9 protein-coding genes are annotated in these 15,469 nt (G+C 67.1%); 4 read left to right on the top strand and 5 right to left on the bottom strand.

The genetic code is table 11. The features are described from left to right. Positions 1 to 270: 270 nt before the first annotated feature. From ACYQ26_RS03910 to ACYQ26_RS03895, 4 genes are all read left to right on the top strand, one after another. Positions 271 to 1,476 (top strand): P-loop NTPase, encoded by a 1,206-nt coding sequence (locus tag ACYQ26_RS03910; RefSeq protein WP_459807224.1) that lies wholly within the window; start codon positions 271 to 273, stop codon positions 1,474 to 1,476. Positions 1,477 to 1,767: 291 nt separating this feature from the next. Next, positions 1,768 to 5,298, top strand: coding sequence for a molybdopterin-dependent oxidoreductase (locus ACYQ26_RS03905; RefSeq protein WP_459807222.1), 3,531 nt, complete (start codon positions 1,768 to 1,770; stop codon positions 5,296 to 5,298). A 6-nt stretch (positions 5,299 to 5,304) separates the two neighbouring features. Continuing rightward, positions 5,305 to 6,510 (top strand): 4Fe-4S dicluster domain-containing protein, encoded by a 1,206-nt coding sequence (locus ACYQ26_RS03900; protein WP_459807220.1) that lies wholly within the window; start codon positions 5,305 to 5,307, stop codon positions 6,508 to 6,510. A gap of 2 nt (positions 6,511 to 6,512) precedes the next feature. Then, positions 6,513 to 7,499 (top strand): TorD/DmsD family molecular chaperone, encoded by a 987-nt coding sequence (locus ACYQ26_RS03895; protein ID WP_459807218.1) that lies wholly within the window; start codon positions 6,513 to 6,515, stop codon positions 7,497 to 7,499. 176 nt (positions 7,500 to 7,675) lie between these two features. Here ACYQ26_RS03895 and ACYQ26_RS03890 read toward each other — a convergent pair whose 3' ends face one another. From ACYQ26_RS03890 to rpoB, 5 genes are all read right to left on the bottom strand, one after another. Beyond that, a complete protein-coding gene (locus ACYQ26_RS03890; RefSeq protein WP_459807216.1) occupies positions 7,676 to 8,860 on the bottom strand; it encodes a lactate 2-monooxygenase in 1,185 nt (394 codons plus the stop codon). 162 nt (positions 8,861 to 9,022) lie between these two features. Then, positions 9,023 to 9,478 (bottom strand): NusA-like transcription termination signal-binding factor, encoded by a 456-nt coding sequence (locus ACYQ26_RS03885; protein WP_459807215.1) that lies wholly within the window; start codon positions 9,476 to 9,478, stop codon positions 9,023 to 9,025. 3 nt (positions 9,479 to 9,481) lie between these two features. Then, positions 9,482 to 10,705: a DNA-directed RNA polymerase subunit A'' gene (gene rpoA2, locus ACYQ26_RS03880; RefSeq protein ID WP_459807212.1), complete on the bottom strand. Its 1,224-nt coding sequence runs from the start codon at positions 10,703 to 10,705 to the stop codon at positions 9,482 to 9,484. Continuing rightward, complete coding sequence (locus ACYQ26_RS03875) at positions 10,698 to 13,625, bottom strand: DNA-directed RNA polymerase subunit A' (protein ID WP_459807210.1); 2,928 nt, start codon at positions 13,623 to 13,625, stop codon at positions 10,698 to 10,700. Before ACYQ26_RS03875 ends, rpoA2 begins: the two co-directional genes overlap by 8 nt. Positions 13,626 to 13,637: 12 nt before the next feature. Next, positions 13,638 to 15,467 (bottom strand): DNA-directed RNA polymerase subunit B, encoded by a 1,830-nt coding sequence (gene rpoB, locus ACYQ26_RS03870; RefSeq protein WP_459807208.1) that lies wholly within the window; start codon positions 15,465 to 15,467, stop codon positions 13,638 to 13,640. Positions 15,468 to 15,469 lie beyond the last annotated feature (2 nt).

Below are 15,469 nucleotides of genomic sequence, written 5' to 3'. Positions count from 1 at the left end.
GTACTGGCCGTCCGCGCTTATTGGTTTGGTGGTGAAAATCAGGTCTGATAACGACTATCCGGACTCGACCGGACGGGTCGACGGCGCGCTCGAGGGGCCCCTGGCGGAATCCGACGGCGGCTCCCCACAGCGCGTTACCGACGGAGTGCGGGGTAGCGAGCCTCGGCGGGCAGTTCCCGAAGGGTCGGGAGTGTGGACGAGTGGAGATGGGTTACCACCGGCTGGGAACCGGATGCGATACTTACGCGGCCGATCGGGGTAGGCACCGACATGGCAGCGAATAGCGACGCCGTCGAACCGTTTCGGGCGATCGAGCTGCCCGACGGGAGCGATCCCGTCTCGAAGGGGATCGTTCGCCGAATCCGGTCTACCGACGGCACGATCACGGTCGAGGTCGCGATCGACGGGCTCGGCGAGGACCTCGCGGAGCGCATCGTCGAACAGATCCGCGGCGCGGCGCTCGCGCTGCCCGACGCCGACCACGTCCGGATCCAGCCGGTCCGGGACGCCGACAAGGACGTCGACCTCCCGGCGGTCGATCACGTCCTCGCGGTCGCGAGCGCGAAGGGCGGGGTCGGCAAGACGACCGTCGCGGTCGCACTCGCCCGGACGCTTTCCGTTCGGGGCCACGACGTCGGGCTGTTCGACGCCGACATCTACGGACCGAACGTCCCTCACCTGCTCGCTGATATCGAGGGACCGGTGTTGACGAACGAACACGGCCAGCCGGTACCCCTCGAGACCGACGACGGACTGCAGGTGCTCAGTCCCGGCGTCGTCGGGGGCGAGGCACCGACCGCCCGGCGTGGGGCGATCGCCTACGGCGCGGTCGAAAACCTGCTCGGACAGGGCGCCTGGAACGATCGGGACGTCCTCGTCATCGACATGCCCGCGGGTACGGACGACGTCGCGGGCGCGGCGCTGGAACACGTGCCGGTCGACGGGGCCGTCTTCGTGACGACGCCGTTCGACGCGAGCGTCGACGACACGCACCGAACCGTCGACCTGTTCGAGGAACACGGCGTCGCGCCGGTCGCCGCCGTCGTGAACATGAACGGCTTCGACTGCGAGTGCTGCGGGGCGCGCAACCGACTGTTCGAGGACCCCGTCGACCTCGAGGTGCCAGCGGTCCACGAGCTCCCCTTTGATCGCGACTTCCAGTCCGATCCGGGCGGCGAGGACGCGCCCGAGGGCGTCGCGGCGCTGGCCGACAGCGTCGAGACCTTCATCGACGACGTCCTCGAGGCGGTTCCCGAGGGGGCGCTCGATCTCCGGGGGCTGCCACCGGCCAGTCAAGCGCGGCAGTTGAGCGACGAACTGGCAGCAGCCGGGGACGGCACGACCGTCAGCGCAGTGGTCGAGGACCCGACGCAGGTCCGCGACGCCGTGCGGGCCGACGCAGCCCCGCTGCTCGCGGCGACCGAACGGAAAGGGCTGAACACCACCGGCGGGTTGCTCGAGCTAACCCGGAACTGAGTCTAGGCCGGGCGACTCGGCGGAGTCGAGCGCGTCGTCGGCCCACCATCTTCTCGAGGGAGTCCCTCACAAGTCGATACAACGTTCCGCGAGCAGCCGCCCGTCTCGTCGAGCCCGTCGCCGAACCCGTCGTATGACGATTCTGATCTGCACATGTGAACCCCGTTCTCATTCCTCAGGAGCCGCCGCCTATCCCTTACAGGATCGCTGACTCGGTTTCACCCATGCGGCCGAAACAGCACGCGCGGCACCGACCGTCGAGTGCGAGCCGCACTGTGAGGTGGTGCCACGATGTCTGAACGCGAACGGAACGGTGGCGGAACGGGTGACCGACCGTCGATCTCACGCCGGGACCTGCTCGGCGGCGCCGGAGCGGCCGGTATCGCCGGCTTCGCGGGCTGTTCCCGGCTGTTCGACGACGGCGGCAGCGCGAACCAGGAGCCGTCCGAGACCGGGGCGGAGTTCACGAATCCGCTGACCGAGTACCCCAATCGCGAGTGGGAGAGTCACTACCGCGACGTCTGGGACGTCGACGGCACGTACTACCTGGCGTGTCGCCCGAACGACACCCACAACTGCTACCTCGAGGCGAACGTCAAGAACGGCGTCGTCACGAGGCTCGGCCCGTCGATGAACTACGGCGACGCCGAGGACCTGTACGGCAACCAGGCCTCGGATCGCTGGGACCCGCGGGTCTGTCAGAAGGGCCTGTCGATGGTCGAGCGGTTCTACGGGGAGCGCCGGGTGACCTCGCCGATGATCCGCCAGGGGTTCAAAGACTGGGTCGACGAGGGGTTCCCGCGCGACGAGGACGGCTCGATGCCCGCGGAGTACGCCAAACGCGGCGAGGATAGCTGGTACGAAGCTTCCTGGGACGAAGCCTTCGAGTACGCTGCCGCTGCGTTCGTCGAGATCGCCGATCACTACAGCGGCGAGGAGGGCCAGCAGATGCTCTTAGAGCAGGGCTACGACGAGCGCGTGGTCGAGGAGATGCAGGGCGTCGGCACGCGCACGATGAAGTTCCGCGGCGGAATGCCGATGCTGAGCACGCTCGGCCTGTTTGGCGAGTACCGCTTCGCCAACTCGCTGGCCCTGCTCGACCACCACGTCCGCGGCGTCAGCGAGGACGAGGCGCTCGGCGGCGTCGGCGGGGACAACTACTCGTTCCACACCGACCTGCCGCCGGGCCATCCGATGGTGACCGGCCAGCAGACCGTCGACTTCGATCTGGCGAACGTCGAGTACGCCGATCACATCGTGATGTCCGGGATGAACTGGATCTGTACCAAGATGGCCGACTCCCACTGGCTGACCGAGGCCAAGCTGCGGGGGGCCAAGATCACGGGCATTTACACCGACTACAACGCCACGGCCTCGAAGTGCGACGAGCTGGTCATCATCCGCCCGGCGACCGACACGGCGCTGTTCCTCGGCATCTCCCAGCAGCTCATCGCCAACGACGACTACGACGCGTCGTTCGTCCGGTCGAACACGGACCTGCCCCTACTGGTCCGCATGGACACCGGGGAACACCTGCGGGCCAGCGACGTCTTCCCGGACTACGACCCCGCGGACCTCGAGAAGACCCGCGTCGCGCCGGCCGAGGAACACCCCGCGCCGACGACGGTCGATACGAACCAGCAGTGGATCACGCCCGAGCAGCGCGAGGAGTGGGACGACTTCGTGGTGTACGACCGCGACGCCGGGGGCGTGACGCCGGTCAACCGCGAGGAAGTCGGCGACGAGTTCGACGTCAACGCCGCCCTCGAGGGCAGTTGGGAACTCGAGCTGGCGAACGGCGAGACGGTCGAGGTGCGGCCGGTCTTCGACCTGATTTCGGCGTACTTGAGCGAAACCTGGGACGCCGAATCGACCGCTGAGGTCACCGGCACCGACCCCGAAGCGGTCCGGAACCTCGCCGCGGAGTTCGCCAACAACAAGGAGCAGACCCTCATCCTCACCGGGATGGGTCCCAACCAGTACTTCAACGGCGACCTGAAGGACCGCGCGGCCTTCCTGCTGGCGTCGCTGACCAGCAACGTCGGAACCCACAGCGGCAACATCGGCAGCTACGCGGGCAACTACCGCGCGGCCATGCTCAACGGGATCCCCCACTACCACCTCGAGGATCCGTTCAACCCCGAACTCGATCCCGAGGCCGACTCCGCCGTGGACGGTCGGATCACGATGGAGTCGATGCACTTCTACTCGAACCTCGACAAGCCGCTGAAGGTCGACGGGGAGTACCACATGGGCGACTCCCACATGAACACGCCCTCGAAGTCGTTCTGGGTCGCCGGCTCGAACTCCATCCTCGGCAACGCCAAGGGGTCCTACAAGATCATCGAGGACATGCTGCGCGAGGGGATGATCGAGGCGTTCTTCTGCAACGAGTGGTGGTGGACGATGACCTGCGAGTACAGCGACATCGTCTTCCCCGTCGACTCGTGGGCCGAGCAGAAGGTCCACGACGTCACCGCCTCGGTCACGAACCCGTTCCTGATGGTGTTCCCCGAGGCCGAGCTCGAGCGCATCTACGACACCCGCCACGATTGCCAGGTCTACAAGGGCGTCGCTCAGAAGTTGGCCGAGGAGTTCGACGAACCGCGCTTCGCCCAGATGTGGGAGTTCATCGACGAGGACGAGTACCGGGCCAAGCCGTACCTCCAGCGCATCCTCGACAACTCCAACATGACGAAGGGGTACGACGTCGAAGACCTCCTGGAGCGGGCGAGACGCGGCGAACCGGCGCTGATGATGAGCACGACCTATCCCAAGAAGATCGGGACCAGACAGACCGAAGACGACGAACCCTGGTACACGCGGACCGGTCGCCTCGAGTTCTTCCGCGAGGAGGAGACCTGGTCTGAGGTCGGCGAGAACCTGCCGGTCCACCGGGAGGCGATCGACGGCACGGTCTACAGGCCCAACGTCATCGTCGACGACAGCGACCACCCGCTGATCGACCCCGAGACGCCCGCGGATCTCGGGTGGGACGACGACATGGTCGACAATCCCGACGCCCGGCAGGTCCGCAACGAGGTGTTGAGCACCGACGAACTGCTCGAGTCGAACCACCCCTTACAGGACGTCGATCCGGGCTTCAAGTACTCCTACATGACGCCGAAGTACCGCCACGGGGCGCACACGTTCTGTAACGCCCTGCCGAACATCGCGGTCTGGTGGGGTCCCTTCGGCGACCGGGACCGCAAGGACGAGCGCAAGCCCTACTTCGGCGAGGGCTTCGTCGAGATGAACCCCGAAGACGCCCGCGAGGAGGGCTTCGAGGACGGTGACTACGTCTGGGTCGACGCCGACCCGAGCGACCGTCCCTACCCGAGCGCGGACGGCGACCCCGCGGAGTACACACGCGCGCTGATGCGCGTGCGCTACCAGCCGGCGATGCCCCGCAACGTGACTCGAACCTGGTTCAACCTCAACCAGACCAGCCACGCGACCGCGGAAGCGACGCCGGAGCGGAAGGGGATGGCGAAAAACGAGGAGACCGACTACGTCTCCCTCTACCGCCGCGGCGGCCACCAGAGCATGACCCGCTCGTGGCTCCGACCGACCCTCCTGACCGACGAGATGAACCGCAAGGGCCTGATGGGCCAGTCCATCGGGACGGGCTTCGCCCCGGACGTCCACTGCGCCAACGGCGCGCCCCGTGAGTCCTTCGTCAAGTTCGAGAAGGAAGGCGACGCCGGCGAGGACGGCGAGGGGCTGTGGCGCCCCGCCGAGATGGGGCTGCGACCCGGCTACGAGACCGACGCGATGGAACGGTACCTGAACGGCGACTTCACGAGTACGTCAACGGAGTGAGAGCAAATGGCAACAGTAGAGAACTGGCAACTCGGCCGCGAGGTGGAGTACCCCTACGAGGGGGCCCGGCCCGACGACCAGTGGGCGGCCGTCTTCGACCTGAACAAGTGCATCGCGTGCCAGACGTGTACCCTGGCCTGCAAGACCACGTGGACTCACGGCGAGGGCCAGGAGCACATGTTCTGGAACAACGTCGAGACCAAACCCTACGGCTCCCACCCCGTGGGCTGGGACCAGCGTACCCTCAAGGACTTGGGCGCCGGCGAGTGGGCCGACGACGGGACCTACGAGGGCGACACGATCTTCGAAGCGAAAGACGTCGACTGGGACGCCAGCGAGAACCACCCGCAGGAGAGCCAAAGCGCGAGCGACGACATCGCCGGGTTCATGCCGGGCCCCGACGACTGGCGCTACCCCAACTTAGGCGAGGACGAGATCGCGGGCGACACGATGGAATCGGTCACCCACTTCGACGAGGAGACCCACCCGGTGTGGTTCTTCTATCTCCCACGAATCTGCAACCACTGCACGTACGCCGCCTGCGCTGGCTCCTGTCCAGTGCCGGCCATCTACAAACGGGAGGAGGACGGTATCGTCCTCATCGACGAGGACTCCTGTCAGGCCTACCAGCAGTGCAACGAGTCCTGCCCGTACAAGAAGTCGATCTTCAACATGGCCGAGGGCGTCTCCCAGAAGTGCATCGGCTGTTACACCAAGACCGAGCAGGGCAAGGTCCCGCAGTGTTTCGAGAACTGCCTCGGAAAGATCCGCCTGCACGGCTACATCAACCCGCCCGAGGAGGCCGACGGCGGCGATCCGACCGAGGGGCCGACCAATCCCCTCGACTTCGTCGTCCACCAGAAGGAACTGGCGAAACCGCTGTACCCGCAGTTCGGCCTCGAGCCGAACGTCTACTACGTGCCGCCGATCACGGCCTCCACGGACTACCTCACCCAGCTGTTCGGCCCTGGCGTCGAGGACGCCATCGAGACCTATCGGGCGATGCGCAACGGCGACGAGCCCGAACTCGAGGGGCTGTTCAAGCTGATGGGGTCGACCGACTGGTCGCTGACGGCCTTCGAGATCGACGGCGACGAGGCGGTCGGCTACTACGAGGGCGACGAGGTCGGCCGCGTGCCGATCACCGAACCGACGGCCAAGCGGGAGCGCTACGACGAGGACGAGGAGGTCTACCGACTGGACATCACGTGACCATGAGCGAACACGCCAACACCATCCTCGGCGGCCCGCCGAGCGCGGACGGCACGGACGGCGCCGACGGGAGCACCGACGAGCCGACGGCGGACGAGGAGCAGGCCGCCGCGGTCGCGACCGACCCGCCCGGCGACCTCGAGACTGCAGTCCACCGCAGCCGACTGTACTCGCTGTGCTCGCTGGGCTTCGATCGACCCGGCGACGACTTCGCGGCCGCCCGCGAGGCGGGCGCCTACGACGAGGAGCTCCGGGAGTCCGCCGCCGTGATCGGCGAGGACGTCGCAACGGCGGCCGCAGCAGTCGCCGACGCGCTCGAGGGCGCCGACCACCGGGACCTCCACGACCAGTGGGCCTCCCTGTTCGGCGTGGAGGAGGGCGTGACGGTCTCCCCGTACGAACTGACCTACCTCCCCGGGCCGCTGATGACCAACGTGCGACGACTGGCCGACATCAGGGGCTTCTACGAGGCCTTCGACCTCGCCGTCGCCGAGGGGAAGACCGACCGGGGCGATCACGTTTGCTTCCTCACGGAGTTTCTGAGCCACCTCAGCCACCGGGAAGCGGCGCTGCGGCTGGCCGGCGACGACGAGGGCGTCGCGGTCGTCGTCGACGCGCGCCGCTCGTTCCTCGAGGACCACCTCGGGCGCTGGTACTGGCGGTTCGCGGACGAAGTCGGCGATCACGACGACGGCGAGCTGGCCGTCTACGCCGCACTCGCGGAACTGCTCGCGGCGCTGGTCGAACGCGAGGTCGAGCAGCTAGACCTCGATCCCGACTGGGTGCCCGACGATCCGCAGGTCACGGAGTGGAACGAGGACGTCTTCGGCGACACTGGTCGTGGCTGTGGCGGCTGTGGCGTCGACGCGGGCGGTCTGGGCCCGAACGCTGTCGATCCAGACGGCGTTCCCGGGGGCAACCGTGGCCTCGATCCCGACCTCGGTTTCGCCGCCGACCTCGAGGACGTGGGTGACGGCGACGGGACCTAGCGTCCGCCGGACTGCGTCCGGCGTCGACCTTTCGCTCGCCCGTTCGCCGCTCTGCGACCCACTTCGGAATCGAGTCGCTCGAGCAACTCGAGTGCCGTGCACGCGGGAGGCGACGCGAGCACCTCGAACGTCACGACTTCCACCAGCAGCCGACTCACCGCCAACTTACTGCCGACTCATCGCTCGACCAGCAGTGACCGATCGAGTTCGTCGACGGAGGATCGGCCCGACAGCCCCATCGTGAGGTCGAGATCCGCCAGAAAGTTCCGACAGACCTCCCGGACGCCGTCCTCGCCGTCGATCGCGAGGCCGTAGACGTACGGGCGGCCGAGAAGCACCATCTCGGCCCCGAGCGCGAGCGCGACGACCGCGTCCGCGCCGCGCCTGATCCCGCTGTCGAACAAGACCGGAACGTCGCCGCGTCCCTCGTCCTCGAGACGCTCGACCACCCGCGGGAGTGCCTCGATCGCCGGCAGGGCGTTGTCGACCTGCCGACCGCCGTGGTTCGAGACGATCACGCCGTCGGCGCCGGACTCGACGGCGAGGACCGCGTCCTCGGGGTGGACGATCCCCTTGACGAGGATCGGCAGGTCGGTCACGCCGCGGAGCCACTCGAGGTCGGCCCAGGTGAGCGAGGCGTCGCCGAAGACGTCGACGAACTGCATGACCGCGGCGTCTTCGTTCTCCGCGGGCGGCGCGCCGAGGAGGTCCTCGAACACCGGGTCCGTGAAGTAGTTCCCGACGCCCTCGCCGTCGAGGAAGGGGAGGTACCCGTGCTCGACGTCGCGCTCGCGCCAGCTGATCACCGGCGTGTCGACGGTCACGACCAGCGCCTCGTACCCCGCTTCTTCGGCGCGCTCGACGAAACTCCGCGTGAGATCGCGGTTCGAACTCCAGTAGAGCTGAAACCACGCCGGCCCGTCGGCGGCCGCGGCGACGTCCTCGAGCGGTTCGGTCGCGGCCGAACTCTGGACGAAGGGGACTCCGAGGTCGGCCGCAGCACGGGCCGACCCCAGCTCCGCTTCCTCGTGGAGGATCGACTGGACGCCGATCGGCGCCAGCGCGACCGGCGCGGGGTATCGCCGGTCGAACAGTTCGACGGAGAGGTCCCGATCGTCGACGTCACACAGCATTCGGGGGACGATCCGCCACCGGGAGAACGCCTCGCGGTTCTCGCGGTCGGTCCGTTCCGCGCCCGCGCTGCCCGCGACGTAGGCGTAGGCGTCCGGCTCGAGCGCTTCGCGGGCGGCCGCCTCGAGGTCCTCGAACCGCGGTGGGACCGACGGCAGCCGGTCGGCCAGCATCCCTTCCGTGTAGACTTCGACGAGTCGCTCGCGTCCGTAGGACGGTCCGTCAGTCATAGCCACCAGTTCGCAACCCAACAGAAAATAGCTTGGTACGGATTCACGGGGTCGGGCAGCAGAGGCCGCGTACCTAGATGCTACACAGGGGTTCAGGACGACGGGAACAGAACGGCGAGAAAAGCGGCTGCGATTCGACCGGGCGGGACCGACCGCCTCGAGCTACAGCAGCTGGATGTCTTCGATGTCGAAGTGGCGCTTCGCGAGCCGCCGCGCGGCCTCGATCGTGCGGCCGTTCGAGCCGATCGCGACGCCGCGGTCTTCGGTCGCGACCTCGACGTAGGCGACGGTGTCGCCGTTCTCGCTGATCGTCACGTTGTACACGGCCGCGGGCGCGAGCGCGTTCGCGACGAACGTCTCCGGATCGTCGGCGTCTTCGACGAGTCGAACGGACGCGTCGACCCGGTCCTCGAACTGCTTGACCGTGCGGCCGTCGGGGCCGATCGCCTCGCCCAACCGGCCGCTCGAGACGACGACGACGAGCCGGTCGTCGTCCGCGGCGTCGGCGTCGCCGGCGTCGTCCGCAGCCTGCCGGATGCAGTCCTTGCCGTCGACGCCCGTCACGTCCTCGAAGGCCGCGAGATACTGCCGGGCGTCGTCGTCGAGGGTAACGCCCATCGATCAGTCGGCCTGCGTCTCGCTGCCGCTGCCGGTCCCGGTTCCGCTCTCGGGCGCGGTCGACCCCATCCGGAGGTCGACATCGCCGGTGCCGAGCTTGATCGGCTTGCCGACGATGACGTTCTCCGTGACGCCCTGCAGTTCGTCGACCTCGCCGTGGATGGCGGCGTTGAGCAGGTGGTTGACCGTCACCTCGAACGCGGCGCGCGCGAGGACGGAGTCCTTCGAGCCGGAGATGCCGTGGCGGCCGATCGACTCGATCTCGCCGCGGTTGGTCATGATGTCCGCGACCAGCATCAGGTGGCGGACGTTGACGTCGTCCAGCCCCTGCTCGGCGAGCGTGTTGTTGGTCTCCTCGATGATGGCCTCGCGGGCGGCCTCGATGCCGAGGTTGCGGTGGATCTCGTGGATGTTGTTACAGGTCGTCCGGGAGGCGTCGACGCCCTCGATCTCGAGGACGTCGCCGAAGGCCGACCCCTCGGTGTAGAGGACGAACTCCTCGTCGCCGTCGTCCATCTCCTCGCGGCGGATGACGACCCGCGAGATGTCCTCGATGCCCTTGAACGTGATGTCGCGCAGTTCCTCGACGAGTTGCAGGAGGTCGCGGTACGAGGGTTCCTCGGGACCGAACTGGATCTCGGTGCCTTGCTGGACCGTCTGAACGCCGAGGTTGTCCTCGATGATCTCGGCGACCTCGTCGGGCTCGATCATCCGCTCGCGCAGCGTGTCCTCGTTGAGCGAGATCTGGACGCGCATGTCCGCGACGTTGGTCGAGACGTCGCCCAGCGCGAGGATCTTCGTCGCCTCGATGTTCCAGACGACCTCGTGGGCCTTCTCGCGCTCGGTGGCGTACTCGTCCTCGAGGTAGACCGTCATCATCGGCGTGTCCGGGGTCTTCCGGGCGTCGACCAGTTCGATCAGCCGCGGCAGCCCCTGGGTCACGTCGATCTCCGCGACACCCGCGTAGTGGAACGTGTTCATCGTCAGCTGGGTGCCGGGTTCGCCGATCGACTGGGCCGAGACGGTGCCGACGGGGTCGAGCGGGTCGACGCGCGTGTCGACGTAGCGGGCCTCGACCGCCTTCGCGAGTTCGTCGGCGTCCTCGACGGTCGCGTCCGCACGCCCCTCGAGTTCCTCGTAGACGTTGTCCTTGAGCCGGCGGGGGAGGTCGGTGTCCTCGACGACGGCGATCATGTCGTCGTTGACGTCGTAGTCGACCTCAGTCATCGGAGCTCACCCCCTTGCTCCGGCCCTCGGAAAGGCGACTGTCCGCGTGCTCCGAGAGGTTGGTCGGGCGCGGCTTGGTGCCGAGGAACTCCTGTTTCTCCTCCTCGGAGTCGAACTCCGAATCGAGGACGCGGTCCGCGATCTGGGCGACGTCGATGTTGTTGTCGTCGCCCGAGGAGACCTTGACCGGCGAGGTGCCGTCCTCGCCGAACTCGAACTGGACGATGGTGTCCGACGTGTCGCGGACGGTGCCGTCGTACTGGGTCTCGAGTTCGGAGAGTGCGTTGATCAGGCGACGCTGCAGGTACCCGGACTTCGAGGTACGGACTGCCGTGTCGACCAGGCCCTCGCGGCCACCCATCGCGTGGAAGAAGAACTCCCGCGGGGTCAGCCCGCTGGTGTAGGAGTTCTCGACGAAGCCGTGGGCCTCCGCGGAGAGGTCGTTAGGCTCGTAGTGGCTGAGGGTGCGGTCCTCGTAACCGCGGTTGATGCGCTCGCCACGAACTGCCTGCTGGCCGACAGCGCCGGCCATCTGGGTCAGGTTGAGCATCGACCCACGAGCACCGGAGTTTGCCATGACGACGGCCGGATTGTCGTCGTCGAAGTGCTCGTCGGCGATGTTCCCCGCGTTGTCACGAGCCCGCGAGAGCGTCTGCATGATCTTCATCTCGAGGGTCTCGTCGATCGTCCGACCGGGCAGGCTCTCGAGTTCGTTGTTCTCGTAGGCCTCGATGAGTTCCTGGACGCGGTCGTAGGCGTCGTCGATGGTCTCGTCGATGCGCTCCTGGGCCTCCTCGGGGATGGTCTCGTCGTCGATCCCGATCGAGAACCCGAAGTGCATGATCGCGCGCATCGCCAGCGTCGAGACCTCGTTGATGAAGATCCGGGCGCGGGTGTTGCCGTAGATCTTCGTGATGGTGTCGACGATCTCGCCGCCGAACTCGCCGACCTCGTCCTCGGCGATGGTCCCTTCGATGAGCTGGCCGTCCTCGATGACGACCTGGTCGCCGACGGTGCCGGTGAACTCGAGGTTGAGGTCGTCGGGCAGCAGCTCGGAGAAGACGTCGTAGCCGGTCCAGAACGGCTTGCCTTCGTCGTCGATGCCGCTGGGTTCCGGCAGTTCGTCGATCCGGGTGGCACGAAGCAGGTCAAGCGCCTGGGTCTCGTTGAACCGCGGGTTGTCCGCGGTCAGCAGGTACATCCCGGAGATGTGGTCCTGGATGGCGCCGATGATGTTCTCGCCGAACCGGGGGCTGAGGATCTGCTCCTGCACGCGCATGAGGACGCGCGCTTCGGCGCGGGCCTCCTCGTTCTGGAGCGCGTGCATGTTCATCTCGTCGCCGTCGAAGTCGGCGTTGTACGGCGGACAGACGACGGTGTTCAGGCGGAAGGTCTTGTACGGCATGACCACGACCTCGTGGGCCATGATCGACATCCGGTGGAGCGACGGCTGGCGGTTGAAGATGACGATGTCGCCGTCCACGAGGTGGCGGTTGACCTCCCAGCCGGCCTCGACCTTCTCGGCGAGTTGCTCGCAGTTCTTCTCGGTCACCTTCAGCCGGCGGCCGTCCGGTCGGCGGACGTAGTTCGCGCCGGGGTGGGCCTCGGGCCCGTTGGCGACGAACCGCCGCGCCTCCTCGACGTTGCGCTCGGTGACGTTCATCGTCTGGGTCATCTCCTTGGCGACGCGATCCGGGACGCCGACCTCGTTCAGACTAAGGGTCGGGTCCGGGGAGATGACGGTTCGGGCCGAGAAGTTCACGCGCTTCCCGGACAGCGAGCCGCGGAAACGTCCCTCCTTGCCCTTCAGACGCTGGGAGAGGGTCTTCAGCGGTCGGCCGGAGCGGTGTCGCGCCGGCGGCGTGCCCGAGATCTCGTTGTCCATGAAGGTGGTGACGTGGTACTGGAGCAGCTCCCAGAGGTCCTCGATGATCAGCTGGGGCGCGCCGGCCTCGCGGTTCTCCATGAACCGCTGGTTGATCCGGATGATGTCGACCAGCTTGTGGGTGAGGTCGTCCTCGGAGCGCTGGCCGTTGTCCAGCGTGATCGACGGTCGCGCCGTCACGGGCGGAACGGGGAGGACGGTGAGGATCATCCACTCGGGGCGGGAGCGCTCGGAGTCGATCCCGAGCACCTCGATGTCCTCGTCCGGGATGTCCTCGAACCAGTCGCGGATGTCCGAGGGCATCAGCTTGTTCGTGTCCTCCTCGGTCAGGTCGATGTCCAGGGCCTTCTCGATGGCCTTGCGCTGGCTCTCGCGGGGTCGGAACGAGCCCGAGAGGATCTCGTTGATCCGCTGGAGGTCGATGTCGGTCTCCTCGGCGAGTTCGTCCGGCGACATGCGCTCGCCGTCCTCCTCGCCCTGCATCGCAGCCGCGATCTGCTGAGAGTACTCGCTGGTCAGGACCTGCTGGACCTCGTAGTAGGTGGTCGGCTTCTCGTGGTCGATGTCGTACTGGACCTCGCCGCAGAACGGACAGCGGTCCTTCTTGCGAGCCTGGCGGATCGCGGCCTTCGTGACGTCGTTCAGGTCGCGACCCAGCTTCCGGGACTCGTCGAGCTGGCCGCGGAACTCCTCGCGCTCGTCCTCGGTGAGCAGGAGCCGCGAGCACTCTCGACAGGTGCCACGCAGCAGGCGGCGGATGAGCTTCGTGAAGCCGACGTGGATGACCGGCGCGGCCAGTTCGATGTGGCCGAAGTGGCCGTTACAGGAGCCCGAGTGCTTGCCGCAGGTCTTGCACTCGAGGCCGGGGTCGATGACGCCGAGTCGGGGGTCCATCAGCCCCATGTCGATGGGGAACCCGTCGTCGTCGTAGGTGTCGGCGGTGATGATCTTCGTCGCGCTCATCTCCCGGTACTCCTCGGGCTCCATGAGCCCGAAGTTGATCGATCCGATGTCTTTGGGTGTGCTGTTTTGCATGGTGTAGAGGCGTTAGACGGCGTCCTCCAGTTCGAGTCGCGGTGCGATGCCGAGCGCCTTCATCTCGTCGAGCAGGAGCTTGAACGCGTAGCTCATCTCGATCTCGTGGATGTCGGTCTCCTCGTCGCAGTTCGGACAGTAGACGCGGCGCTGCTCGACGTTCTCGACCGCGCTCATGCCGCAGTTCGCACAGATCGGGATGTACTCGCGGTCGGACTCGTCGAGCAGGCGTTCCTTCAGCGTCATGGCGGCGCCGTGGCCGATGAAGACGTCCCGCTCCATCTCCCCGATACGGAGACCGCCCTCGCGGGCGCGACCCTCCGTGGGCTGGCGGGTCAGCACCTGCACGGGACCGCGCGAGCGGGCGTGCAGCTTGTTCGAGACCATGTGGTAGAGCTTCTGGTAGAAGATCACGCCCACGAAGATCTCGGCCTCGATCTTCTCCCCGGTGACGCCGGAGTACATCGTCTCCTTGCCGGAGGATTCGAAGCCGGCCTCCTCGAGGCCTTCGCGGAGCTTCTCCTCGTCCTCGCCGAGGAACGGCGTCCCGTCGACGCGCCGGCCCTCGAGCGAGCCGAGTTTCCCGCCGATCATCTCGAGGATGTGCCCGACGGTCATCCGCGACGGCAGCGCGTGCGGGTTCAGGACGAGATCGGGGACGAGCCCGCTCTCGGTGAAGGGCATGTCCTCCTGGGGCGCCAGGTGACCGACGACGCCCTTCTGGCCGTGTCGCGATGCGAACTTGTCCCCGAGTTCGGGGATCCGCTCGTCGCGCACGGAGACCTTCGAGAGCTTCGAGCCGTCTTCGCCCTCCATGAGGGTGACGGTGTCGACGACGCCGCTCTCACCGGATCGCATGGTGACTGAGGTTTCGCGGCGCTTCTGGGGCGAGAGGCCGCCCATGTCGTCGGGCTCCTCGAGGAAGCGCGGCGGGCTCGTTTTCCCGAGGAGGACGGAGTTCTCGTCGACCGTCGTCTCGGGGTTGACGAGACCGTCCTCGTCCAAGTGCGCGTAGGCGTCCTCGCCGCGGGCGCCGCGGACGTCCTGGGAGGGGATCTCGAAGCGGTCCTCCTGGCCGCCCGGATACCGGCGCTCCTCGCCCTCGTAGGTGCGGAAGAAGTGCGAACGGGCGAGCGCGCGTTCGACGCTGGCCTTGTTCATGACCAGCGCGTCCTCGATGTTGAACCCCTCGTAGCTCATGACGGCCACGACGAAGTTCTGCGCCGCGGGGCGGTCGTCGTACCCGATCTGCTCCGTGGTCTGGGTCTTGACCATCGAGAGCTGCGGGTAGTGCAGCAGGTGCTGGCGGGTGTCCGGCCGGATGCGATAATTAGCCGACGGGAGGCCCAGCGACTGCTTGATCATCCCCGCCCCCATCGTAATGCGCGGACTGGCGTTGTGCTCGGGGTAGGGGATCATCCCCGCGCCGATCGAGAACATCAGCGAGGGGTCGATCTCGAGGTGCGTGTGCTTCTCGGTCAGGTCGTCCTCGTCGACGGCCACGAGGATGTCCTCCTCCTCCTCGGCGTCGATGAACTCGATGTACCCGTGGTCGACGAGGTCGTCGAACTCGAGGTCGCCGTCCTGCAGCGCCTCGATCTCCTCCTGGGAGATGCGGGGTTCGCCGTCCTCGACGACCAGCAGGGGGCGTCGTGCGCGGCCGGCGTCGGCGTTGATGATGACCTCGCGGGTGCGCTCCTTGACCGAGACGTTGACCATCTCGCTGACGTCGCCGATGCGGCGCGCTTCCCGGATCTGTTCGGCTAGCTCGTGCGGGTTCGGGTGCGTTCCCACCAGCGACCCGTTGACGTAGACTTTGGCTTCGCGTTCTTGGCTGCTCATGG

The sequence above is a fragment of the Halopiger thermotolerans genome (assembly GCF_054654555.1).
Note: the sequence above shows the minus strand (reverse complement) of the source record. Positions and strands in the feature narration are given on the sequence as shown.

Excerpts from the sequence above, each read along its gene's own strand:
- rpoB (WP_459807208.1), bottom strand. The coding sequence starts at position 15,467 with ATGAGCAGCCAAGAACGCGAAGCCAAAGTCTACGTCAACGGGTCGCTG.
- ACYQ26_RS03900 (WP_459807220.1), top strand. The coding sequence starts at position 5,305 with ATGGCAACAGTAGAGAACTGGCAACTCGGCCGCGAGGTGGAGTACCCC.
- ACYQ26_RS03885 (WP_459807215.1), bottom strand. The coding sequence starts at position 9,478 with ATGGGCGTTACCCTCGACGACGACGCCCGGCAGTATCTCGCGGCCTTC.
- ACYQ26_RS03890 (WP_459807216.1), bottom strand. The coding sequence starts at position 8,860 with ATGACTGACGGACCGTCCTACGGACGCGAGCGACTCGTCGAAGTCTAC.
- ACYQ26_RS03910 (WP_459807224.1), top strand. The coding sequence starts at position 271 with ATGGCAGCGAATAGCGACGCCGTCGAACCGTTTCGGGCGATCGAGCTG.
- ACYQ26_RS03895 (WP_459807218.1), top strand. The coding sequence starts at position 6,513 with ATGAGCGAACACGCCAACACCATCCTCGGCGGCCCGCCGAGCGCGGAC.
- rpoA2 (WP_459807212.1), bottom strand. The coding sequence starts at position 10,705 with ATGACTGAGGTCGACTACGACGTCAACGACGACATGATCGCCGTCGTC.
- ACYQ26_RS03905 (WP_459807222.1), top strand. The coding sequence starts at position 1,768 with ATGTCTGAACGCGAACGGAACGGTGGCGGAACGGGTGACCGACCGTCG.
- ACYQ26_RS03875 (WP_459807210.1), bottom strand. The coding sequence starts at position 13,625 with ATGCAAAACAGCACACCCAAAGACATCGGATCGATCAACTTCGGGCTC.